This window comes from Labrys okinawensis, from assembly GCF_047345005.1.
Lineage (GTDB): Bacteria > Pseudomonadota > Alphaproteobacteria > Rhizobiales > Labraceae > Labrys > Labrys okinawensis.
In genome coordinates, this window is the sequence record NZ_CP178864.1 from 1,874,872 (window position 1) to 1,895,911 (window position 21,040).

Annotated in this window: 16 protein-coding genes; 9 read left to right on the forward strand and 7 right to left on the reverse strand. The window is 61.5% G+C overall.

Translation table 11 applies throughout. The features are described from left to right. Positions 1–201: 201 nt before the first annotated feature. Positions 202–1,116: a carbohydrate ABC transporter permease gene (locus ACMDCR_RS08850; RefSeq protein ID WP_413992177.1), complete on the forward strand. Its 915-nt coding sequence runs from the start codon at positions 202–204 to the stop codon at positions 1,114–1,116. Then, positions 1,113–1,991, forward strand: coding sequence for a carbohydrate ABC transporter permease (locus ACMDCR_RS08855; RefSeq protein ID WP_413992178.1), 879 nt, complete (start codon positions 1,113–1,115; stop codon positions 1,989–1,991). The genes ACMDCR_RS08850 and ACMDCR_RS08855 overlap by 4 nt, the downstream gene beginning before the upstream one ends. Positions 1,992–2,101: 110 nt before the next feature. Here the strand turns inward: ACMDCR_RS08855 and ACMDCR_RS08860 are convergent, their stop codons facing one another. Beyond that, positions 2,102–2,914 (reverse strand): hypothetical protein, encoded by an 813-nt coding sequence (locus tag ACMDCR_RS08860; protein ID WP_413992179.1) that lies wholly within the window; start codon positions 2,912–2,914, stop codon positions 2,102–2,104. Between the two features lie 553 nt (positions 2,915–3,467). Next, entirely contained in the window at positions 3,468–4,445 is a 978-nt protein-coding gene (locus ACMDCR_RS08865) for a zinc-binding dehydrogenase (RefSeq protein ID WP_413992180.1), read from the reverse strand. Positions 4,446–4,542: 97 nt separating this feature from the next. Here ACMDCR_RS08865 and ACMDCR_RS08870 point away from each other — a divergent pair, with 97 nt between their 5' ends. From ACMDCR_RS08870 to ACMDCR_RS08880, 3 genes are all read left to right on the forward strand, one after another. Beyond that, the gene (locus ACMDCR_RS08870) at positions 4,543–5,454 is read left to right on the forward strand and encodes a LysR family transcriptional regulator (RefSeq protein WP_413993568.1); all 912 of its coding nucleotides are present in this window, start codon (positions 4,543–4,545) and stop codon (positions 5,452–5,454) included. 347 nt (positions 5,455–5,801) lie between these two features. Then, positions 5,802–8,285: a glycogen/starch/alpha-glucan phosphorylase gene (locus tag ACMDCR_RS08875; protein ID WP_413992181.1), complete on the forward strand. Its 2,484-nt coding sequence runs from the start codon at positions 5,802–5,804 to the stop codon at positions 8,283–8,285. Positions 8,286–10,082: 1,797 nt separating this feature from the next. After that, positions 10,083–11,039 (forward strand): DMT family transporter, encoded by a 957-nt coding sequence (locus ACMDCR_RS08880; protein WP_413993569.1) that lies wholly within the window; start codon positions 10,083–10,085, stop codon positions 11,037–11,039. A gap of 148 nt (positions 11,040–11,187) precedes the next feature. Here ACMDCR_RS08880 and ACMDCR_RS08885 read toward each other — a convergent pair whose 3' ends face one another. Then, on the reverse strand, positions 11,188–11,937 hold the full coding sequence (locus tag ACMDCR_RS08885; protein ID WP_413993570.1) for an SDR family oxidoreductase: 750 nt from the start codon (positions 11,935–11,937) through the stop codon (positions 11,188–11,190). A 430-nt stretch (positions 11,938–12,367) separates the two neighbouring features. Between ACMDCR_RS08885 and ACMDCR_RS08890 the strand changes: the two genes are divergently transcribed. The 3 genes from ACMDCR_RS08890 (at position 12,368) to ACMDCR_RS08900 (ending at position 15,491) form a co-directional block, all read left to right on the forward strand. Next, complete coding sequence (locus ACMDCR_RS08890; RefSeq protein WP_413992182.1) at positions 12,368–13,099, forward strand: class I SAM-dependent methyltransferase; 732 nt, start codon at positions 12,368–12,370, stop codon at positions 13,097–13,099. A 198-nt stretch (positions 13,100–13,297) separates the two neighbouring features. Beyond that, positions 13,298–14,308 carry a DUF5995 family protein gene (locus ACMDCR_RS08895; protein ID WP_413992183.1) on the forward strand — a complete coding sequence of 337 codons (1,011 nt, stop codon included), beginning with the start codon at positions 13,298–13,300 and terminating at the stop codon, positions 14,306–14,308. Between the two features lie 472 nt (positions 14,309–14,780). Further along, positions 14,781–15,491: a L,D-transpeptidase gene (locus tag ACMDCR_RS08900; protein ID WP_413992184.1), complete on the forward strand. Its 711-nt coding sequence runs from the start codon at positions 14,781–14,783 to the stop codon at positions 15,489–15,491. Between the two features lie 297 nt (positions 15,492–15,788). Here the strand turns inward: ACMDCR_RS08900 and ACMDCR_RS08905 are convergent, their stop codons facing one another. Then, the gene (locus ACMDCR_RS08905; protein ID WP_413992185.1) at positions 15,789–16,319 is read right to left on the reverse strand and encodes a dihydrofolate reductase family protein; all 531 of its coding nucleotides are present in this window, start codon (positions 16,317–16,319) and stop codon (positions 15,789–15,791) included. Between the two features lie 122 nt (positions 16,320–16,441). Further along, the gene (locus ACMDCR_RS08910; protein WP_413992186.1) at positions 16,442–16,915 is read right to left on the reverse strand and encodes a VOC family protein; all 474 of its coding nucleotides are present in this window, start codon (positions 16,913–16,915) and stop codon (positions 16,442–16,444) included. 338 nt (positions 16,916–17,253) lie between these two features. Between ACMDCR_RS08910 and ACMDCR_RS08915 the strand changes: the two genes are divergently transcribed. Continuing rightward, positions 17,254–17,997, forward strand: a complete 744-nt coding sequence (locus ACMDCR_RS08915) for a hypothetical protein (protein ID WP_413992187.1) — start codon at positions 17,254–17,256, stop codon at positions 17,995–17,997. 135 nt (positions 17,998–18,132) lie between these two features. Here ACMDCR_RS08915 and gcvPB read toward each other — a convergent pair whose 3' ends face one another. Further along, positions 18,133–19,698, reverse strand: coding sequence for an aminomethyl-transferring glycine dehydrogenase subunit GcvPB (gcvPB, locus tag ACMDCR_RS08920; protein WP_413992188.1), 1,566 nt, complete (start codon positions 19,696–19,698; stop codon positions 18,133–18,135). Continuing rightward, on the reverse strand, positions 19,698–21,038 hold the full coding sequence (gcvPA, locus tag ACMDCR_RS08925; protein ID WP_413992189.1) for an aminomethyl-transferring glycine dehydrogenase subunit GcvPA: 1,341 nt from the start codon (positions 21,036–21,038) through the stop codon (positions 19,698–19,700). The genes gcvPB and gcvPA overlap by 1 nt, the downstream gene beginning before the upstream one ends. Between the last annotated feature and the right edge of the window lie 2 nt (positions 21,039–21,040).

A 21,040-nucleotide genomic window follows, 5' to 3' on the forward strand; every position in this document is an offset into this window, starting at 1 on the left:
GTCCGGAATGACAGATCGTACCGTGGAGGCACCGCCGGATTGGGCTCGCCAAACGCGGAGTGGCGATTTCCAATCGCCGTCTTCCTTGCCGACAGGCGAGGCGCTTCCAAGAATGGCGGTCGGAGACCGCCACTCCCTTTTCTACGCCTCTCAAAGCAGAGACCACGCCGCACCGATGCACCAATCACGAGAGTCACTGGCATGACCAGCTTTCTGCCGCGACGCCGGACGCTCTGGATCATCTTCCTGCTCGCGCCGGCGACGATCACCATGACGGTGTTCGTCGTCTGGCCGCTCCTCTCGGCCCTGCGCCTGTCCTTCTACAGCTTCAACGGCCTGAAGCCGGCCGGCTTCGTCGGGCTTGAGAATTTCCGCCAGGTGCTGTTCGAGTCCCCCTACAGCGACTGGACCTACAACGCCTTCTTCCACAACGTCGTCGTCTTCATCGCCCTTATGGTGTTCGAGAACGGCACCGCCTTCCTCATTGCCTTCGCGCTCCTGAAAACCCTGCCGGGGCACCGTGCCCACCAGGTCATCGTCTTCCTGCCGGTGGTGCTCTCGGCCGTGATCGTCGGCTTCCTGTGGAAATTGCTGCTGCATCCGCTGTTCGGCCTGGTCAACCAGACCCTGGCGCTGGCGGGCGTTCCCCCGCATGCCTGGCTCGGCGATGAATCCACCGCGCTCGGCAGCATCATCCTCGCCAATGTCTGGCACTGGGTCGGCTTTCCCACGCTCGTGCTGCTGGCCGGCATGCAACGCATTAGCAAGGAAATCCTCGAGGCCGCCCGTCTCGACGGCGCCGGCGATGGGGTACTGCTGCGCCAGATCATCTGGCCGTTGATTGCCCCGAGCGTCACCATCGTGTGCATTCTCACCTTCATCGGCAGCTTCAACTGGTTCGAGCTGCCCTACATCATGGCAGGGCTGACCGGCTCGCCGGGCGGCTCCACCGACGTGCTCGGGCTCTATTTCTACCGCACGGCCTTCGGCAGCGTGACCAGCGGCATCCAGGATTTCGGGCAGGGCAGCGCACTCGCAGTGCTGATGTTCGTCTTCATCGCCGGCGTCACCGCCATCGCGCTGCGCATCCTCCGGCGGCGCGAGATCGAGGTATGATGAGCCTTTCCGCTGCCTCCACCACCGGCGAGACGCAAGCCCGGGCCGGGCGGCGGCCGGATATGCTCAAGAACGGCGCCATCCAGGTCCTCCTGCTGATCAACGCCTTCATCATGGTCTACCCGCTGGTGGTCATGGTGCTGTCGTCCTTCAAGACCAATGCCGAGATCTTCACCTCGCCCTTCGCACTGCCCGCCAGCTTCTCGCTCGCCAATGTCGAAAAGGTGCTGGCCGAGACGAATTTCGTGCGCTATCTCGCCAATTCCGTCGGCGTCACCGGCGCGGCGGTCCTGCTCATCCTGGTCTTCAGCACCATGGCGGCCTATGCCATCGCCCGCTACGAATTCCGCTTCAGCTCGCTCGTGCTGATGTTCTTCCTGAGCGGCATGACGGTGCCGCTGAAACTTGCCATCATCCCGCTCTTCATCCAGCTCGACACGCTGCATCTCATCGACACCTATGCCGGCCTGGTGCTGGTTTATGTGGCGATGGGCATCCCCTCGGCCATCTTCATCATGACCGGCTTCCTGCGCTCGCTGCCGCGCGAAATGGAGGAAAGCGCCCGCATCGATGGCGCCAGCGAATGGAAGGTGATGACCGCCATCATGCTGCCGCTTGCCCGTCCGGCCCTGGTGATCGTGGCGATCCAGAACGCCGTGCCGATCTGGAACGATTTCTTCTTCCCGCTGATCCTGATCAACTCGGACGACCGCAAGACCCTGCCGCAGGGCCTGACAGTGTTCATGGGCGAATTCACCACCAATTGGGGGGTGCTCTTCACCGGCCTGTCGCTGGCGGCACTGCCGATCACCCTGCTCTACCTCGTGCTGTCGCGCCAGTTCATCGCCGGGATCACCCAGGGCGCGGTGAAATAGGCATCCGAAGGCACGCGAACAGCCTGTGGAGATCCGCAGGCGCCCCTGGCCCTGAAACACAAAAAAGCGGAGGCGCGTGACGCCTCCGCATTGAACTTTGTCGTCCAGGCTTATCGGCCCTTATGGCCGCCATCGTTGCCGCCCTGCTGGCCGCCGTTGTTGTTATTGCCGCCCTTGTCGCCCTGGCCACCCTTGTCGCCCTGGCCACCCTTGTCGCCCTGGCCACCCTTGTCGCCCTGGCCACCCTTGTTGTCGTGGTCGCCCTTGTCGCCGCGGCCGCCCTTGTTGTCGTGGTCGCCATTATCGCCGCGGCCACCCTTGTTGTCGTGGTCGCCATTATCGCCCTGGCCACCCTTGTCGCCGCGGCCGCCCTTGTTGTCGTGGTCGCCCTTGTTGTCGTGGTCGCCCTTGTCGCCGCGGCCACCCTTGTTGTCGTGGTCGCCCTTGTCGCCCTGGCCACCCTTGTTGTCGTGGTCGCCCTTATCGCCCTTGTCACCGCGGCCACCCTTGTGGTCGCCGTCCTTGCCGCGCCCGCTGGAGCCATCGTGATCATGGTGGTGCCCATCCTTGGAGCCCGGATCGCTGTTCCCACCGTTGGGAGTGCCCCCGCCATTGCCCGGGTCGCCGCTTCCAGAACCCGGGTCGCCGCCCTTGTTGCCCGGCTTGCCGGACACCGAGGTGGATTTGGTCGAACCACCCGCGTCCTTGCCATGCGAACCGCCGCCAGGCGGGGGGTAGATTGCTTCCAGATCATAAGCTGCGCATGACCTGCCGCCGAAAGCTCCAAATATGGCGCCAAACTGCTGCAGCGAACAACCTCCGCGGGATCCGGCCGCATTCGCCGGCGCCGAAATACCCAGCATCAGCGAGACGGACAGCATGGTTCCGCCAAGAAGACAAATAACTTGTGCGTTCTTCTTCATGATCAATCTCTATGTGAAGTAAAATAGCTTTGTCTGACTGCGCTCTTTTGTTGGGTCAAAGCGAGTGAGTTGTTTATGGATAAAATAATATCGACTTTGCAGTGCTGTTTTTGTTTAAAGGGTCATGCTCTATGGCGTAAGAAGTTCTGCTCTTCAGGCTTAACCATTATGCTCTTGGGAGGCCGTGAGTTGCCCGCTCTTTGACCATTCGGATTAATCCCGAGCGTCGAAAGTCAATCGAGTGGGATGGGGCTCAAACTTCGGTGGAGAGTGTTTCTCCTAAAGCGATCGGTGAGAGGGGATCGCCATTCCTGGAAGCGAGGCGTTTCATATCGAGTGGAAAATGGCAGTCAGAGACTGCCACTCCGTGGCGATGACTCGCGACGGATGCCCTTTGGCCCTGGATTGCTTCGCGTCCCAAGCAATTCCAAAGGTTTGGTCGCGGCAATGACGGGTGGGGAATCCGTTTCCAGACTGCAGGCCTGGCCCTCATGCCACACAAGTCCGCATCCGGCGCCATGACCTGAGCGCGCGACACCGGATGCATGCCCTCTTACAAGCGCACCACGATCTTGCCGTTTGCTCCGCCGGCCTCCATCAGGCGATGGGCCTCGCGGATCTCTTCGAAGCGGAACACCCGCGCCGGCCTGGCCTTGTAGGTGCCGTCTTCAACCCGCTCGACGATGGTCTGCATGGGAATTTCGGACGTCGGAAACGCCGGCGTGCCGAACATGAAGCTGCCGAAGAAGCTGAAATGCACACCGCTGGGCAACTGCATGACCGGCATGAAGGTGGGGATCGGATCGAGGCCACCGAGGAAGCCGGCCAGGCAGAGGCGCCCGTGGCGACGAACCGTGGCGAGCGAGCCGACGACCGTGCTGTTGCCGACCAGTTCCAGCACGGCATCGACACCTTGCGGGTGCCGGTCGCGCACGCGCTGGGGCAGGTCGGGTGCTTCGAGCACCACTTCCTTGGCGCCCAGCGCTTCGAGTGTCTCCGCGCGCTTCGGGTTACGTGTCGTGGCGATGACATGGGCGCCGATATGGGCGGCGATGTTCACCGCCGCCTGACCCAGCGCCGAAGTGGCGCCGCGGATGACGATGGTCTGGCCGGCCTTGAGGTCCAGATTGCCATGGAGCGCAGCCCAGGCGGTTGCGTAGGATTCCGGGATCGCCGCCAATATGTCCCAGGCAAGCGAGGTTTTCACCGGCAGCACATTGCCGGCGGGCACGCTGGTCAGCTCGGCATAGCTGCCGTTGATGCTGCGCCCCATGCCGCCCATGAAGGCGACGACTTTCTGGCCCGGGGCGAGATGTCCATCCGGATCGGCCTTGACCAGGCCGACGCATTCGATGCCGCTGATTTCGGTCGCCTCGGGCCAGTTTCCTTCCCGCATATGGGTCTCGGCATGGTTCACGCCGAAGGCTTTGACCTCGATGAGCACATGGCCCGGCCGAGGTTTGGGATCGGGGCGTTCCTCGATGCTCAGCACGTCCGGGTCGCCATATTGCTTGATGACAATGGCGCGCATGACAGATCTCCAGGTTGGTTGGGCGCGCCCTTGATGAGTGATTGGAGATTTGATAAAAAGAATGAAGTTTCGATTATCTTAATAGGATTTGTCGATGATCGATGGCCTCACCCTGCATCAGCTGCAGTGCTTCGACGCGGTCGTGGTGGAGGGCGGCTTTCAATCCGCGGCCGAAAAGCTCCGGCGCACGCAGCCGACGGTCTTCACCGCTGTCAAGAATCTGGAGGCGCAGCTTGGTCTGACCTTGCTCGACCGCAGCGGCTATCGCGTGGCGCTGACCGAGGCCGGCCGCTCCTTCCATGACCAGACGCGCGTGTTCCTGCGGGAACTCCGCGGCTTGCAGAACCACGCTCGGCAATTGGCTATGGGCGAGGAGAGCGAGCTACGCGTCGTGATCGGCGATCTCTGCCCTGTGCGCGAGGTGCTTGCTCTGCTCCGCGCTTTTTTCGATCGCCATCCGGGCACCCGGCTGCATTTGCATGTCGAGGCCATTGCCGGCCCCTGGGAGCGGCTTTTCGACGGGGAGGCCGACCTGATCATCCACCATATCGACAAGGCCGACCCACGGCTCGAATTCATCGATCTTTGCGCCGTCAAGCTCATCCCGGTGGTGGCGCCCGGATTTCTGCGCATGCCCATCTCCTCGGAAATCACGTTCGACCAGATGCGTGGCTACGTCCAATGCGTCATTCGGGACACGGCCCGCCACAGCGTCCGGCCGAACTTCTACATTATTGAAGGCGCGCCGAGCTGGACGGTTGGCGACCAGCTGATGAAAAAGGAGATCATCGTGCAAGGCGCGGCTTGGGGCCACCTGCACGACGTCTTGATCGAGCGGGAACTGCGCGATGGACGCCTCCTGTCCATCGCCGGCCGGCATCTGAAGGGCGGCCGGATCGAGCTCACGGCAGCTCGGCAACGCGATCAGGTGCACGGCCCCGTCGCCAACCGGCTTTGGCAGCACATCGGAGAGATGGCCGCGAATTTTACTGTCGACGGCGACGAATGAGACGAATTCCCGCGTAATGCCGACGCGGCGTTTCGTTGCGACCGCCGGCCATTCTTCTTGGAAGGCCCGGCTTCATCGACGACGGCATATGATTGCTCTTGGCGATGGACGCCGATAATCGCATAAATCCGCATCGCGCTATTCATGCGCCTGTCATGTGGCGGGACGATGCTGGCTCGATTGTCACCGCCTGACGCTCGAATGCGAGTGATGGCCAAGGCGTCACCAGAGCGCCCTTTCGAGAAGTTTCGCGACATACCGAACTCGGCCCGCCCGCTTATGTCAGGTGGCGTGGTGTCAACGCAGATGGCCAGACCACAGCGCATCGGTCCTTGCAGGAGGAAATCATGGACGCCCCAACCCGTTCGAGCCTTGCATCAAAGCAGCAGACTCCCCAGCAAGCTCCCTCCGTGCCGTTTTTCGGACAGGCCGATGCCCTGTTCGAGCGCCATCTTTTGTCGGACGCCGTGGTCGAACCAGGCGGCGCCTATGAGCGGCAGCGCTTCGAGGCGCTGGGGCACTCCGTCCGCGATGTCCTGGCCGCGCAGTGGATCAAGACCCAGGCTGCCTATGACAAGGCCGACCCGAAGCGCATCTACTATTTGTCGATGGAATTCCTGATTGGCCGGTCGCTGACCAACAATCTCACCAATCTGATGTTGAACCCCTCGCTCGAGCATGCCGCGCTCGAGGCTCAGCTCGACTGGATCGGCATGGTCGAGCAGGAGCCGGACGCCGGTCTTGGCAATGGCGGCCTTGGTCGGCTCGCCGCCTGCTTTCTCGACTCGATGGCAACCATGCAGCTCCCGGCGATGGGCTACGGCCTGCGCTACGAATATGGCATGTTCAAGCAGGCGATCGACCAGGGCTGGCAGCGCGAACAGCCCGACAATTGGCTGCGCCGGCAGGATCCCTGGGAGATCTCGCGGCGGAGCGAATTCGTCGAGGTCAAGCTCGGCTGCACCTTCGAGATGCATCAGGGCAGTCTCCAGGTTGTCGCCGATCGGCCCTCGACGCTGATCGGCGTGCCCTATGACCGCCCGATCGTCGGCTTCGGCGGCCGGACGATCAACAGCCTGCGCCTGTGGAGCGCCACCGCGCCCGATTATTTCGACTTCCAGGAGTTCAGTTCGGGCGATTTCGTCGGCGCGCTCGTCGGCAGCATCTCGGCGCAGACCCTCACTCGCGTCCTCTATCCCGACGACTCCACCGAAATGGGACAGGGCTTGCGGTTCGCCCAGGAATATTTCCTCGTCGCCTGTTCGCTCGCCGATCTCGTCCGCCGTTTTCGCCGGCACAACCAGGATTGGCAGCTTCTGCCCGAAAAGGTTGCCATCCAGCTCAACGATACCCATCCCGCCTTGTCCGTGCCGGAACTCATGCGCATCCTGCTCGACGAAGCGCATCTACCCTGGGATGAAGCCTGGGATCTGACGACCCGGAGCCTGGCCTATACCAATCACACGCTGCTTCCCGAGGCTCTGGAGAAGTGGCCGCTGCATTATTTCCGCCAGATGCTGCCACGCCAGCTGGAGATCATCTACGAGATCAACAGCCGCTTCCTGAGCGATGTGCGCAGCAGCCATCCCGGCGACGAGGGCCTCGTCGAGCGCGTGAGCCTGATCGAGGAAGGCGCGGAGGACAAGGTGCGCATGGCGAACCTCGCCATCGTCGGTTCACACAGCACGAATGGCGTTGCCGCCATCCATTCGAACCTGCTGAAGGCGACGACGGTGCGGGACCTTGCCCAGATTTTCCCCGAGCGTTTCAACAACAAGACCAATGGCGTCACGCCGCGCCGCTGGCTGCTGATGTGCAATCCCGATCTGTCGCAGGCGATATCGAAAGTTATCGGCGAGGACTGGATAGAGGATTTCAGCAAGATCGTTGACCTGGCGCCGCATGCCGCAGAGCCGGAGTTCCAGCATGCGTTCCTGCAGGCCAAACGCAGCGCAAAGGCAAAATTCGCTGGCTGGGTGCATTCGGTCTCCGGCCAGTCCGTCGATCCGGACAGCATCTTCGACTGCCAGATCAAGCGCATCCACGAGTATAAGCGGCAGATGCTGAACGCGCTCAGGGTGATCGTGCTCTACAACCGAATCCGCTCGCTTCCGGATCTCGAGATGACGCCGCGGACCTTTTTCTTCGCCGGCAAGGCGGCGCCTGGCTATCGCATCGCCAAGCTGATCATCAAGTTCCTGAACAATTTGGCCGGCACCATCGATGGCGACCCGCTCGTGCGCGGACGCATCAAGGTGGTTTTCCTTCCGGAATATTGCGTCTCGCTCGCCGAACGCCTGATCCCCGCCGCCGATGTCTCGAACCAGATATCGACGGCGGGCTACGAGGCGAGCGGCACGAGCAACATGAAATTCATGATGAATGGCGCGCTGACCATCGCCACGCGCGACGGCGCCACCATCGAAATGGCCGAGCAGGCCGGGGAGGAGAATTTCTTCCTGTTCGGATTGACGGCACAGCAGGTCGCGGACAGCCGCGGCTGGTACGACCCACGCTGGCATTACGACAACGACCCCGAAACCCGGCAGGCCATCGACCTGATCTCGAGCGATTATTTCAGCCAGAACGAGCGGGGCGCCTTCGGGCCGATCGTCGATATCCTGCTACGTGGCGATCACTACATGCACCTGGCCGACCTGTCAGCCTACCTGACGGCAGACCAGGCCCTGTGTTCGCTCTATGCCGACCGCAACGAATGGGCGCGCAAGGCCATTCTCAACGTCGCGCATTCCGGCCCCTTCTCCAGCGACCGCAGCATCGCGCAATATGCGACGGAGATCTGGGGCGCGAAGTCATGCCCGGTGGTGTGAAGCGGGCGCAGCCTGGGAGGCGCTCTACAGTTGGGCGAGATGAGCCGGTTTGAGGGTGAAGCGAGGCAGTTGTGCCCTCTCTCCCCGTAAGAACGGGGTGAGGGGACTTCGACGGCGCACACCATTCTCAATCGTCTCATCTCGCTCAGCCGGGTCTTTGCCGCCCTGGCACTGCCGAGCGATGATCGAAGGCGGCTAAATCTTTCCTTAGCCGGCTTCTATTCTCCCTTCCACGGCCGCCACCGCCGCGAAGCCGCGGGCCAGCATGGTGGGCGTTTTGGGCAGGGCAACCGCGACGGGGCAGGCTTGTTCCTGCGAGGCCGTCGGGGAATAGAGTATTTGCCGCGCCGGCTCTTCCGCGAGAATGAATTCAAGGTGATCGAGGGATATTGCTTTAAGTCCGTGCGTCCAATAATCTATTTTCTAATATATAAGCGTCATAGATGGGTGTATGTGATTGAGATCTGGTAATTAGATCGATATATACTTGGATATGTTATGTTAATACCGATTGAACGGCATCGAAGGCCGATATGCAGGGAAGCAATATGCCAGCGCTAGGTCCCGCAGGGTGGCGACGAATAGGTCGAGGGAGATCTTGGTTGATGTCATGGGGATAAAGCAGAACGAATCTTGACTTTCATTTGGCCCCATGCTCTATTCCCTAACGGAATGAGGCGTCAGCGGCCGGCGTGTGCGCAACCCGGCCCCGAACGCTTCCATCCACCCCAGCGGCCTGTCCAAGTGGCAGGCGCAAGCGGCGGTCCTGCTTCTCTCGAAGCCGGCCTCCAGGGGTGACGAGCGGGACAGACGGGATCGGCACCCCATGGAAGTGCCCTGGATCCCTGGACGGAGCGTGAAGGGCTTGAGCCCGGCAACGCCTTCGTCCCTCCTCCCGCCGATGCGGTGAAGACGGCTGATGCCACCGTCCGGCCAGGACGGACGTCGCTCAGCCCCTTTGCCGGGCCGGCTGGGCCGGGTTCGGATGGTCCGTGCCGTCCGCTCTGGGCTCGCCTCCGCTTTTAGAAGGCGGAAAAAAACAGGTGGCCTTGCGCGCTTTGTCAGCGTGCCGGGCTGCCGGAACGGGGCGATGGCGTCTGGCACCGACAAGGCGGCCTGCCATCTTCCATGATCCTGCTTTCACGGCTGCCCCGCAGCCGCCATCGCCCGGTCTCCTCATCAACCCAGCCGGAAAGGGCGTGGGAACGATGGCGCTTGGCTGTGGCGATGAGAAAGCGGCGGAGGCGAGAGAGTCTCACGGCTGGGGCTGAAGTGCTTATCGTTTTTTGCTCTCCCGCCGAACCTTTCGTCCGGGGGAATCGCCTGCTTCACCTTACTCCGCCGCGTCCTTCACCGACTCCGGCGGCGTCCACCTGAGTACTGGCTGCCGGGCGGCCCGCGTTTCGTCCATCCATCGCTTCGGCGCGTGATAGGGCGCAGCCGAGAAGCGCACCTTTCGGAGCGGCCTCGACCCATAGAGCAAAATGCGTTCAGGCAGGAGCGGACTACGAAATTAACTTATTGGTACCAAAAGCATTTTGCGATCCTAGGTGATTCGATCTGAAAGTAAAACGCTCTAGCGGCCGTCCCATCATGCTGCCGGTATGCCCGGAAGCAGGCACGGAATTGAAACGGTAACGCGCTTTCTTTCCGTATCTGGAAGGAGCAGGCTCGGCCGACAGCCGTATCTTGCCAGTGATCGATGGCGATCTCGAAGATTTCGATCGGCCTGGTGCGCTGCCTCTCGGCAAAATCCTGCAATTGCGCTAGTATTCAACCCTCGAGGGAGAGACGAAAATTCAAGCGCTACCAATCGCACATCCGGAGAATGCGAAGGCGGCCCCGGGCGCCTCGCTTCCACTCGCCTACTCGACCGCGGCCCTCTGCTGGCTGCTTTCTGCCGGCGTCTATATTGCAGCCAAATGGGTGGCGCCGGAGATGGGGCCATGGGCGCTCTGCTTTTGGCGGCTGGCACTTGCTTTCGCGATCCTATTGCCAATCGTGTTTCACCACTATGGCGCGATGATCGCGTTGATCCGATCGCGGGCTGTGGAGGTGGTGCTCATTGGGGCGATTGGCATGACACTCTGTCAGGGCATGATCTACACGGGCCTCCACGATACCAATGCTACCACCGCTGGCATCATAATGGCGCTTTCACCGGTCATGACGATGGTGATTGCTCGAATTGTGCTGAGCGAGCCGCTCGGTCTGTGGAAGGCGATCGGCGCTGTTTTTGCCTTGGCGGGCATGATGATCATCGTCGCCCATGGCGATCTCGCCGCGTTGAAGCGGCTCCAGTTTAGCGCCGGCGAACTATGGATTGCCGCCAGCGCGCTGTGCTGGGGCCTATACACCGTCCTTTTGCGGCGTGCCAAATTCGACATCGAACTTTTGCCCATGGTCGTCCTCTTGCTCGGGGCTGGCAGCCTGGTCGCCCTGCCTTTCTATGCGTGGGAACTCTATTCCGGCGACCGCTCGACGTTGCACGCGAACGGCCTGATTGCGCTCGCCTACATGGCCGGCCCGGGTGGCGCACTGATGTACTATCTTTACAACCGCAGTGTCGCGGTACTTGGTGCCGGCCCTGCCAGCATGCTGCTCTACCTGCAGACGGTATTCGTTGCCTTGCTCGCCTATCTGCTGCTCGGAGAAGGTCTGCAAAGTTATGACGTCTACGGGGCGGCTTTTATTGTCGCCGGAGTCATATTGGCTACGTTGATCAAGCAAAAACCCTCCTCTGCCAATTCTTAATGGGCAGGCCCGCAAGCCTGTACGGAAGCGTTCCGGACCTCATGAACGCACCGGGGCCGCGAGCGGTATCTCGGCCGGTTTATCTACCGGCCCATCTTCCGCTCGAATGCCCACATAGCCCCCCGCCTTGGGCCAGCAGCCCCCAGTTTCACAAGTTGCCGACGCCTCCATCGACCAGCAGTTCCGTGCCGACCATGAAAGCGGATTCGTCTGATGCGAGGAAGACTGCGGCTTTGGCAAGTTCAAGCGGCGTGCCCATGCGTCCGATCGGCACGAGTTGCTGGATCTCCCTGCGCAGCTTTGCCTCGGCCTCGCCCTTCAATCCGAGCTTGCTGAGCGCGGACGTATCGGTCGGCCCTGGGCTCAGGCCGTTGACACGAATGCCGCGGTCCTTGAACTCGCCGGACAAGGTTCGGGCGAGTGAGAGCAGCCCCGCCTTGCTTGCTGCGTAAGCGCTTGATTGCGGCACTCCAATATGGGCGGCGACCGAACCGCAAAGGATGATCGACGATGGATTGGCAAACAGCGGCAACAGTGCACGGATAAGAAAGAACGGCCCTTTCAAGTTCGTGGCCATCAGGGCATCGAAGCTGGCCTCGTCCCAGTCAGCAAGCGGGCGATGTGTGACGTCGCCGGCGTTGACAAAGAGGATGTCGATTTTCTGCCAGTGCTTCCGAAGCGCCGCTGCCACGTCCTCCTGGCCTGAGACGTCGCCTGCCTCGCTGCGAAGCGTAAGAACCGTGCCGCCGAGCGCGCGCTTTGCAGCCTCCAACCTCTCTTCCGATCGGCCTGTAATCGCAACCGCGGCGCCTTCGATCAGGAACTGCCGCGCTGTTTCCAGGCCAATGCCACTTGTACCACCTGTGATCAGTGCAAGCTTGCCATCAAGCCGTGCCATGTTCTCTCCTCTGCCGTTTCTTTCGGCGGCAATTATCCTTCGGATGTATACTTTGTACAGCAAGCAACTTTTTTGACAAAGAACTCTCCAAAGTATGTCCGACAATGCAAATTGACCACAAAATGGTTCCAATTCAGATGACGGCACATCGGGTTGCGGTGGTTGAACTCCCTATCGCTGCGGGGCGGCAAGATGCAGGGCCTCAAATAATCGGCATGATGGCGTTGCTCGACAAGCACCGGGTGAAAGACTCGAAGATTGCACCAAAAAATTGTATAAATGCTTCCTAGGCAGGTTCCGAAAAAGTGTTGCAACACGGCTTGACGGTGTTGGGGGCGCGCCGTTCTTGCATTTCCCAGCCCTCCTTGCCGACACGCGGTAAATCCAAGCACATTCTTCCAGCGCTGACCCAACTTGCAGGGGAATTGAGATGAGCTCGCCCGATGGCGTTCACCTATTATCATCGTCGGTTCGGGAGCAGGCTGCTGCGTTGTTCCAGACGCAGTGGCAGACCTATCGCAAAGTGGTCGACAACAATTATCTCTTCCACAACGACGCCTATGCCGCGCTGCACCAATTTCTGATCGACGAACAACCGCTGCCCTTTAGTTTCCTCGATATCGCCTGCGGCGATGCGAGTTCCACCTTCGGTGCGCTAGCGGGAACGGCCGTGGCCCGCTATGTCGGTGTCGATCTTTCGGAATACGCACTTGAGCTGGCGGCGCGCGGCGCACTGCTTTCATGTCCGTGCGCCTTTCGGCTCGGCGATCTTGCCGATGCTTTGACGAGTTGGTCGGAACCGATGGACGTCATCTGGATCGGGCTGTCGTTGCATCACTTCCGTGCACCACAAAAACTTGACCTGATGCGCGAATGTTGCCGCATCGTCGGCGGCTCGGGAAAGCTCGTCATCTATGAGAACGCTGGCCCGGACGGAGAGACACGGGACGATTGGCTCGCGCGCTGGGATTGCCAGAGACCGAATTGGCATGCGTTCACGCCTGCGGAGTGGGCGGCTTTGAGAACCCACGTCCATGAGTACGACTTTCCTGAAACGGTTTCGAGTTGGCACGAACTCGGACGGGCTGCCGGCTTCGTTGCTATTCGTCAGCTCTTCGCCTCTCCCACCGACTTGTTCCGGCTCTTTGTTTTCCAAGCCTGAACAGCATCGCGCTCACAGGTGGGGAAAGTGCGCGAGTCCGGCGTTCCGCGGAAGGTCAAAATCAAGGCCCTGATGACCCTTCCGGAGGCACAACAGGAGGTCCCGCAAACAGGGGAAGCCCGCGGACCGCAATGCTGATATTCAAAGCCTGTCGGCGCTGGCTATGCATGCAGCGCCGCCGCCGGGAAGGGCTTGAGGATGCCGAGCACAAAGCGACCGACGGTTCTTGCACCGTTTCCATCCGCCGAGCATCTGGCGAAGGGCACCCCCTACAAGGTCAAGGATGGTGACAATTGGTGGAGTATCGCCAGCGCCAACCGGGTCGACGTCGCCGAACTGATCAACTTCAACTTCAAGACTTCCAATACCGACGAGATCAACTGGTATCTTCGCGAAAAGGTCGGGTGCCGGCTGGAGACGCCGGACCACGACAATTACCGGTTCGGCTCCGCAGACGTTCCCGGCACAATCTACATTCCCAAAGTGGCGCCGCCACCCTGTCCCAACGACTTCAGCAAGTCGTTCGAGATCGAATTGAAAGAGGCGCTCCGCACCAAGCACCAGAGCGTCGACGTCGCCAGCCGGTTTTTCACCACCGTCGGCGCGGTGGGGCGCACCGGCCGTTTCATTTCGACAATCAGTGACACAAAGTATTGGTTCGCCAAGCTCTATGAGATCACCACAGGCTTCGAGATCAGCGCGGCACGGGACTACAAGCAGCCTGGCTTCGTTCTGCACTTCATTCCGATCTTCTACAACATGTACAATCGCGCGCTGGATGCGTGGGACGCAGGCGGCGCCGGCGTTTCACCGCTATGGCGTCTGCATTTCATGAACACCGGCCGCCCCGACAACGATTCCATATTGGGTTGGTCGAGCGGGATCATGACCAGCCTCATCACCGGCGTTACCGCTCATATCCGCGGCGATATGGGCCAGGCGCTCGAGACCGCCTACCACTCCTTCGCCAGCAAATACTGCCTCGATCCGCCGCCGCCCTTCGATACCTACAAAGAGGACTTTTTCGCCATGGGCACGGTTTTCAATCAGGCGCGAATGGCGGCCATGTCACTGGTGGCGTCCCTCGGCCCGATCCCCGAGGCCGGGGTGAAAATCGGGGACTCGCTCGGCGCCGGCCTCGACGTTAACCAGGTCAACCAATGGCGCGCGGAAGCATGGGCCGACGCCAAGCGGCGTCTAGGGCAGTAGGGGAACGGCAGCGGAGGTGATGTACCTGCCCGAGGCGCTGCCATCCGCCTCGGCCGGCCCGTTCCCCAAGCTGGGAAACAGTCATTCACTCGCACCGGCCGATAGCGGCTCTGTGCCTCAGAAAGCCGGCGGATGAGCGCAGGCACCGCTGACCGATGCCGTAATCTGCATGATCTTGTCGAAGCTCAGCGCGAAGTGAAACTGCTGGAGCGTTTTGCGACTTGACGGAATCGGCAAGAATCGCAATGACGCGTCGAAAGAACGAGCTGGAGCAAAGCAGCTTTTACGCTTAAACACGCCTTGCTCCAGACCGAGTGGACGTTAACGACTTTGGTGCATGGCAGGCCGCTTGGCGAAGGCCCGAGCTTGCCAATCGAGCCGTGTGAGGGCAATCTCGGCTCAGCAAGACATTCAGCGGGCCTATGCCGGTGTATTCTCTGGTCGGGCGACAGGACAGGGGAACTTCAAAATCATGATCATGGATGGTGGCATCGCCGATGCCGGCGAGAGGGACGAAGCAGCTCGGCTTGGGCTTCAATCGGGGCTTCTCAACCGCCGGTCGTTTCTGTTGGGCTCCGCCGTCAGTCTCGGCGCGCTCGGACTGGCCGGTTGCGCAAACTCTGGCGGCATGAGCCGCGCCGAGGCGGCGAAGCTCTATGGGCCGGTGCCCGAAGAGCGATTCCCGATCCCGGCGGTCGATGTCAGCAAGATTGATCCGAAATATTATCGCCGGACGGTGCGTTACGACACCAAGGAGGCCGCAGGTACGATTATCATCGATCCCGGCCATTACTACGTCTACCGCGTCGAAGGCGATGGGAACGCCACCCGCTATGGCGCCAATGTCGGCCGCAAGGGATTCCTGTGGAGCGGCGAAGCCTATGTCGGGCGCAAGGCCGAATGGGCAGTCTGGACGCCACCCAAGGAGATGATTCAGCGCCAGCCCGAGGCGGCCAAATATGCCGGCGGTATGCCGCCCGGCCTCGACAACCCGCTCGGTGCCCGCACGCTCTATCTCTATCAGAACGGCAAATACACGCTCTACACGATCTACAGCACAAGAATAGCCCAGTCGATCGGGACCGGCGTTTCAAGCGGCTGTACCGGCCTGCTCACTCAGGACATGATCCACCTCTACTCCCAGACACCTGTGGGGACGAAGGTGGTCGTGCTGCCGGCCTAGGCAATCGCCTCGGCCCCCCGGTCCAGGCGCCGCCGGTGGGGGGCCAAGGAACAGGACCGATCGTTGGAGTCACGGTGACTGTGGCGGCGGCGGTCATTCGTCGTGTGTCGGCACTGCGCCGTTTCGAACGTCCGCTGTCTGGATGTTGCCTCCAAGAGTGGACCGACTGGAATGCACCAGAAGCGGGTATTGGCCACATGCTGAGAAGCAGGCCTTGTCAAAATTTGCGCGAAAAGACTGCACCCGACCCATCGTGAACCTGACGCGTCAGCGCAGTTCGTCGGGCGGGTCGCGTGATCAGGCAGGAACGTACGTCAACCTGATCGCTTCCTCGCCAATTCGATCGCTGGCCATGAGGCGGAGCGGCGGCCGGGGGCCGGCGAAGAATGGCTTGCCGCGACCAAGCACGACGGGGTGAAAGTAGAGGCGATACTCATCGATAAGACCAAGGTCGGTCAGGCTCCGCGCCAGGTCTGGTCCAGAAACGGCAATCTCCCCAACGAACTGAGCCTTCAGTCCCCGTACCACCGTCTCGATGCCACCCGAAATAAGCGTGGCGTTGGGGCCGACCGACTTCAACGAGCGCGACACGACCCATTTCGGCTGGTTCCTCCACGCCGCTGCGAACTCGCATTGTTCCGCACTCCACTCAGGACGGTCTTCGTCCCAATACCGCATCACCTCGTACATATGCCGACCGTACACGCTGCCGGCCAGGTCACGCACATGCTCTATCCAGTGACGAAAGAGCGCGGGGCCTGTCCGCATTTCCAGGTGGTCGACGTAGCCGTCCAGGGACTGGTTCATTCCAAAGATGAGCTTCGCCATGCTGCAAAATCTCCATCGCAGAATCAACAGCCCAGAACGCGCCAGCAGCTGACGTTCTTCAACGCGCCATAAGGCGACATCACGACTTGCGCGGGTGACGGCGGGTCGCCCGTTTGGAGGCCCTAGCCAGAAGCATCCGAGCCGCCCCGCTGGACCAGCTCGAAGGTAATGCCTTCAGGCCCCTCGAACAGCCGCAGCTTTCGGCTAATGTAGTCCATCTCGTCGCTCAGCATGGTTACGCCGTTGGCTACGAGGTGCGCGGTGGCTGCCTCGATGTCGTCGACGCGGAAAGCCAGGTGGTTGAAACCCAGCCGCCGCAGGTTTGTCGGGTGCGCCCCCGGATCGGTTCCTGTGGGCGGGTCGAACTCGAGCAGCTGAATCTCGAAATGAGGGTCCGCTCCCTCGAGAACGAGGGTGATGTGCTGCGCTTTCATGTCCGGCATGCCCATGTACCGGGCGGGAAGGCCACCGTCGATTGTCGCGACGTGCTCCTTCCGGAAGCCGAGGAGTGCGAAGAACTCGATCGCCGGCCCGGATTTGGCAACGGCGATCGTAACGTGATCCGGATTGAGTATCATCTCATTGCTCTCTGTCATGAACGCCTTCACGCCCTTGCAAGCTAGCAGCTCGCTCCGTCGCACGGTAGGCGGGTTGGCCGGTTGAAGCAGGGTACCGCTCTCCATCCGCGTCCGGCCCGCATGGCCTCGTTCCGATTTCCCGAAAGCGAATCTGCCGGGATTCCCCAACGGGTCAACTTCTACGATGGCGAATAAGTCGAGGTGCCACCTCGCGGTCAGATATGATATCCTTCTGAGTAGTCGGCACATGCAAAACAATAACGTTAACAGGAAGACGGAAAATGCAGGAGTAGATCTTGCCAGATTTGCGGTGATCCCAGCAATCCGTGCAGGTCAGCGGGCCAGGGGCAATCACGATGGATCAGAGTGCATTAGTCAGCCTATTGATCGGTCTGGCTGGTAGTGGGGCGAGCACAGGCATTTGCATTGCTATAGCAAACCATTACCTATCAAGGGAAAAACTTCGGGCGGAGGCCCAAAAGCTCGAAGCTGAAGCTGAGGAAACACGTGTCAGGGCCGAAGAGGGACGGATAAGGATTACGCAGCAACTCGCGAAGGCGAGTTTGCCGGAACTGGTCGACAACGCCGAGACACCGCTGCCACCAGGCTGGAGAACTTGGGGGGATGACGTCGGCGCCTATGAAATAGGACGCGATACGGAGACGGTTCATAATGGAAGCGCGAGCGGCTACGTCAAATGGCGACACCCAAACAACGGATTTGGGACGATGATGCAGGTCTTTCGCGCCGACAATTTCAAGGGGCAGCGCTTGCGGCTGAGTGCCTACGCAAAGACGAGCAATGTCACGGGTTGGGCAGGCATATGGATGCGCGTCGATGGCCTGAAAGACGCTTTACTTGGCTTTGACAACATGCAGCAACGTCCAATCAAGGGCACTACGGATTGGACCAAATATGAAGTAGTCCTGGATGTCCCGCAAAAGAGTGAACAGATAGCTTTCGGGTTCCTGCTCGCGGGACGTGGACAGCTTTGGTGCACAGGCTTGGATTTACAAGCAGTCAGCCGCGGTGTCCCCACAACAGACCTGACGCCGGAAATGCTGTCGAGCGATCCAGTCAATTTGGACTTCTCGCAATAGAGGTAGTCATCCTGGAGCGTTTTGTCTTTACACGGAATCACCAAGAAGCGCGAAATACGCTTGATGCCAACGAGTTGATTTGCAGATCCGCTTCGGCCGCCGGGGTACTTCCCCCGGCGGGCCCACTTCCCCACCTTACTCCGCCGCGTCCTTCACCGGCTCAGGCGGCGTCCACCGGAGAACCGGCTGCCGCGCGGCTCGCGTCTCGTCCATCCTGCGCCTCGGCGCGTGATAGGGCGCGCCCGAGAAGCGCGCCGTCTCGCCGCGCTTGGCCGCCATCGCGAGGTCCCGCAGGGTGGCGATGAACAGGTCCAGCGAGGCCTTGGATTCGCTTTCCGTCGGCTCGATCAGCATGGCGCCGTGCACGACAAGCGGGAAATACATCGTCATCGGATGATAGCCCTCGTCGATCATCGCCTTGGCGAAATCCAGCGTGGTGACGCCCGTATCCTTCAGCCAGGTATCGTCGAACAGCGCCTCATGCATACAGGGCTGGTCGCCGAACGGGGCCGACATCAGATCGTGCAGGCCGACGCGGATGTAGTTGGCCGAGAGCACCGCATCCTCCGAGGCCTGGCGCATGCCGTCGGCGCCATGCGAGAGCATGTAGGTGAGGGCGCGGGTGAACATGCCCATCTGGCCATGGAAGGCGGTGAGGCGGCCGAAGGGCGTCTCGCCGTTCATCACCTCCTCCTCCCGCTCGACCAGCACGCGGGCATTGACCACATAGGGGAAGGGCGCGAAGGGTGCGAGCTTTTCGGAAAGCACCACCGGCCCCGCACCCGGCCCGCCGCCGCCATGGGGCGTCGAGAAGGTCTTGTGCAGGTTGATGTGCATGGCGTCGACGCCGAGATCGCCAGGGCGGACCTTGCCGACGATGGCGTTGAAATTGGCGCCGTCGCAGTAGAAATACGCCCCCGCCTCGTGCACGGCCTCGGCGATGGCGATGATGTCCTTCTCGAACAGGCCGCAGGTGTTCGGGTTGGTCAGCATGATCGCCGCCACTTCCGGCCGGAGCGCCTTGCGCACATCGGCGGGATCCACCGTACCGTCGGGGCGGGCAGGGATCGATTCCACCGTAAAGCCAATCAGTGCCGCGGTGGCGGGGTTGGTGCCATGGGCCGAGTCCGGCACCAGCACCACCTTGCGCGTCTCGCCCTCGCCACGCGCGGCGATGGCGGCCTTGATCGCCATCATGCCGCAGAGCTCACCATGCGCGCCAGCCTTCGGGCTCATCGCCACGGCGGGCATGCCGGTAAGGGTCTTGAGGTAATGGGCGAGGTGGTCGATCACCGCCAGCGCGCCGGGCACGGTCGAGACCGGCTGCAGGGGGTGGATGTCCGAAAAGCCCGGCAGGCGAGCAATCTTCTCGTTGAGGCGCGGATTATGCTTCATGGTGCAGGAGCCGAGCGGAAAGAGCCCGGTGTCGATGCCGAAATTCTTCTGGCTGAGCCGCACGAAATGCCGCATCGCCTCCGGCTCGGAAAAGCCGGGCAGGCCGATTGGTGCCTTGCGCTCGAGGCCGCCGAGGCGCGGGGTGAACGCTTCCGGCTCGTCGATATCGACGCCGGTCACCTCCAGGCGGCCGGATTCGAACAGCAGCGCTTCCTCGATGATGAGGGCACGGTTGCCGGTGAAGGTAGCGTGGCTGGTGGCAGAGGTCTCGCCGGCGGAGGTGGGGCGTCCCTGGTTGTTCAACATCACACGAGCTCCTTCAGGGCGCTGACGAGGGCGACGCGATCCTCGTCGGTGTTCACTTCGGTCGAGGCTATGATCAAAAGGTCCTTGAGCTCGGCCTGGGCGGAAAGGCGCGAATAGGGCACCCCCGCGAGAATGCCCCTTGCGGCGAGCTTTTCGAGAAGCGCGGCAGCGCTGCCGGGCACGCGGATGGTGAACTCGTTGAAGAAGGCCTTCTGCAGGATCTCGATACCCTTCACGCCAGCGAGCATGTCGGCGAGCTTCACCGCATTGGCATGATTCACCAAGGCGAGCTTGCGCAGGCCGGTCTGGCCGAGCAGCGCCATATGGACGGTGAAGGCCAGCACGCACAGGCCCGAATTTGTGCAGATGTTCGAGGTGGCCTTGTCGCGGCGGATATGCTGCTCACGGGTGGAGAGCGTCAGGACATAGCCGCGATTGCCGTCCGCATCGACGGTCTGGCCGCAAAGGCGCCCCGGCATCTGGCGCACATATTTCTGCTTGGCGGCAAACAGGCCGATATAGGGGCCGCCATAGTTGAGCGCATTGCCGATGGACTGGCCCTCGCCCACCACGATGTCGGCGCCCATCTCGCCGGGCGACTTCAGGAGGCCGAGCGACACCGTTTCGGTGAAAACGGCGATCAGCAGGGCGCCGGCCTTCTGGGCGGCCGCGGCGATGGCGGTGAGATCGCGCAGATTGCCGAAGACGTCTGGCGTCTGCACCACCACGCAGGAGGTCTCGCCATCGATCTGGGCGATGATGTCCTCGGCGGCGGTGACGTCGGCCGGCATGGCGACGACGCTGTGACCGGCCATCATCGAGAGGGTCTGCACCACCTCCGTGTAATGCGGATGCAGGCCGCCCGAGAGGATGGCCTTGCCGCGGCGGGTGACGCGGTGGGCCATCAGCACGGCCTCGGCGGTGCCGGTGGAGCCGTCATACATCGAGGCGTTGGCAACCTCCATGCCCGTTACGAGCGCGACCTGGGTCTGAAACTCGTAGAGATATTGCAGCGTGCCCTGGGCGATCTCGGGCTGGTAGGGCGTGTAGGAGGTCAGGAACTCCGAGCGCTGGATCAAATGGTCGACGGTCGCCGGCACATGGTGCTTGTAGGCGCCGGCGCCGCAGAAGAAGGGTGCGGAGGAGGCTGTGAGATTGCGTGAGGCAAAGGCGCCCATGATCTTCTCGACTGCCATCTCGCCCTTTTCATTGGGCAGTACAGGCGGGGATTTCAGGAGCGCGCCGGCTGGCACATTGGCGAAGAGGGCATCGACGTTGTCGACGCCGATTTTCGCCAGCATGGTGGCGCGGTCGTCGGGAGTAAGGGGCAGATAACGCATCG

Coding starts and splice junctions, on each gene's coding strand:
- ACMDCR_RS08850 (WP_413992177.1), top strand. CDS start 202: ATGACCAGCTTTCTGCCGCGACGCCGGACGCTCTGGATCATCTTCCTG.
- ACMDCR_RS08855 (WP_413992178.1), top strand. CDS start 1,113: ATGATGAGCCTTTCCGCTGCCTCCACCACCGGCGAGACGCAAGCCCGG.
- ACMDCR_RS08860 (WP_413992179.1), bottom strand. CDS start 2,914: ATGAAGAAGAACGCACAAGTTATTTGTCTTCTTGGCGGAACCATGCTG.
- ACMDCR_RS08865 (WP_413992180.1), bottom strand. CDS start 4,445: ATGCGCGCCATTGTCATCAAGCAATATGGCGACCCGGACGTGCTGAGC.
- ACMDCR_RS08875 (WP_413992181.1), top strand. CDS start 5,802: ATGGACGCCCCAACCCGTTCGAGCCTTGCATCAAAGCAGCAGACTCCC.
- ACMDCR_RS08885 (WP_413993570.1), bottom strand. CDS start 11,937: ATGGCACGGCTTGATGGCAAGCTTGCACTGATCACAGGTGGTACAAGT.
- ACMDCR_RS08890 (WP_413992182.1), top strand. CDS start 12,368: ATGAGCTCGCCCGATGGCGTTCACCTATTATCATCGTCGGTTCGGGAG.
- ACMDCR_RS08895 (WP_413992183.1), top strand. CDS start 13,298: ATGCCGAGCACAAAGCGACCGACGGTTCTTGCACCGTTTCCATCCGCC.
- ACMDCR_RS08900 (WP_413992184.1), top strand. CDS start 14,781: ATGATCATGGATGGTGGCATCGCCGATGCCGGCGAGAGGGACGAAGCA.
- ACMDCR_RS08905 (WP_413992185.1), bottom strand. CDS start 16,319: ATGGCGAAGCTCATCTTTGGAATGAACCAGTCCCTGGACGGCTACGTC.
- ACMDCR_RS08910 (WP_413992186.1), bottom strand. CDS start 16,915: ATGACAGAGAGCAATGAGATGATACTCAATCCGGATCACGTTACGATC.
- ACMDCR_RS08915 (WP_413992187.1), top strand. CDS start 17,254: ATGGATCAGAGTGCATTAGTCAGCCTATTGATCGGTCTGGCTGGTAGT.
- gcvPB (WP_413992188.1), bottom strand. CDS start 19,698: ATGTTGAACAACCAGGGACGCCCCACCTCCGCCGGCGAGACCTCTGCC.
- gcvPA (WP_413992189.1), bottom strand. CDS start 21,038: ATGCGTTATCTGCCCCTTACTCCCGACGACCGCGCCACCATGCTGGCG.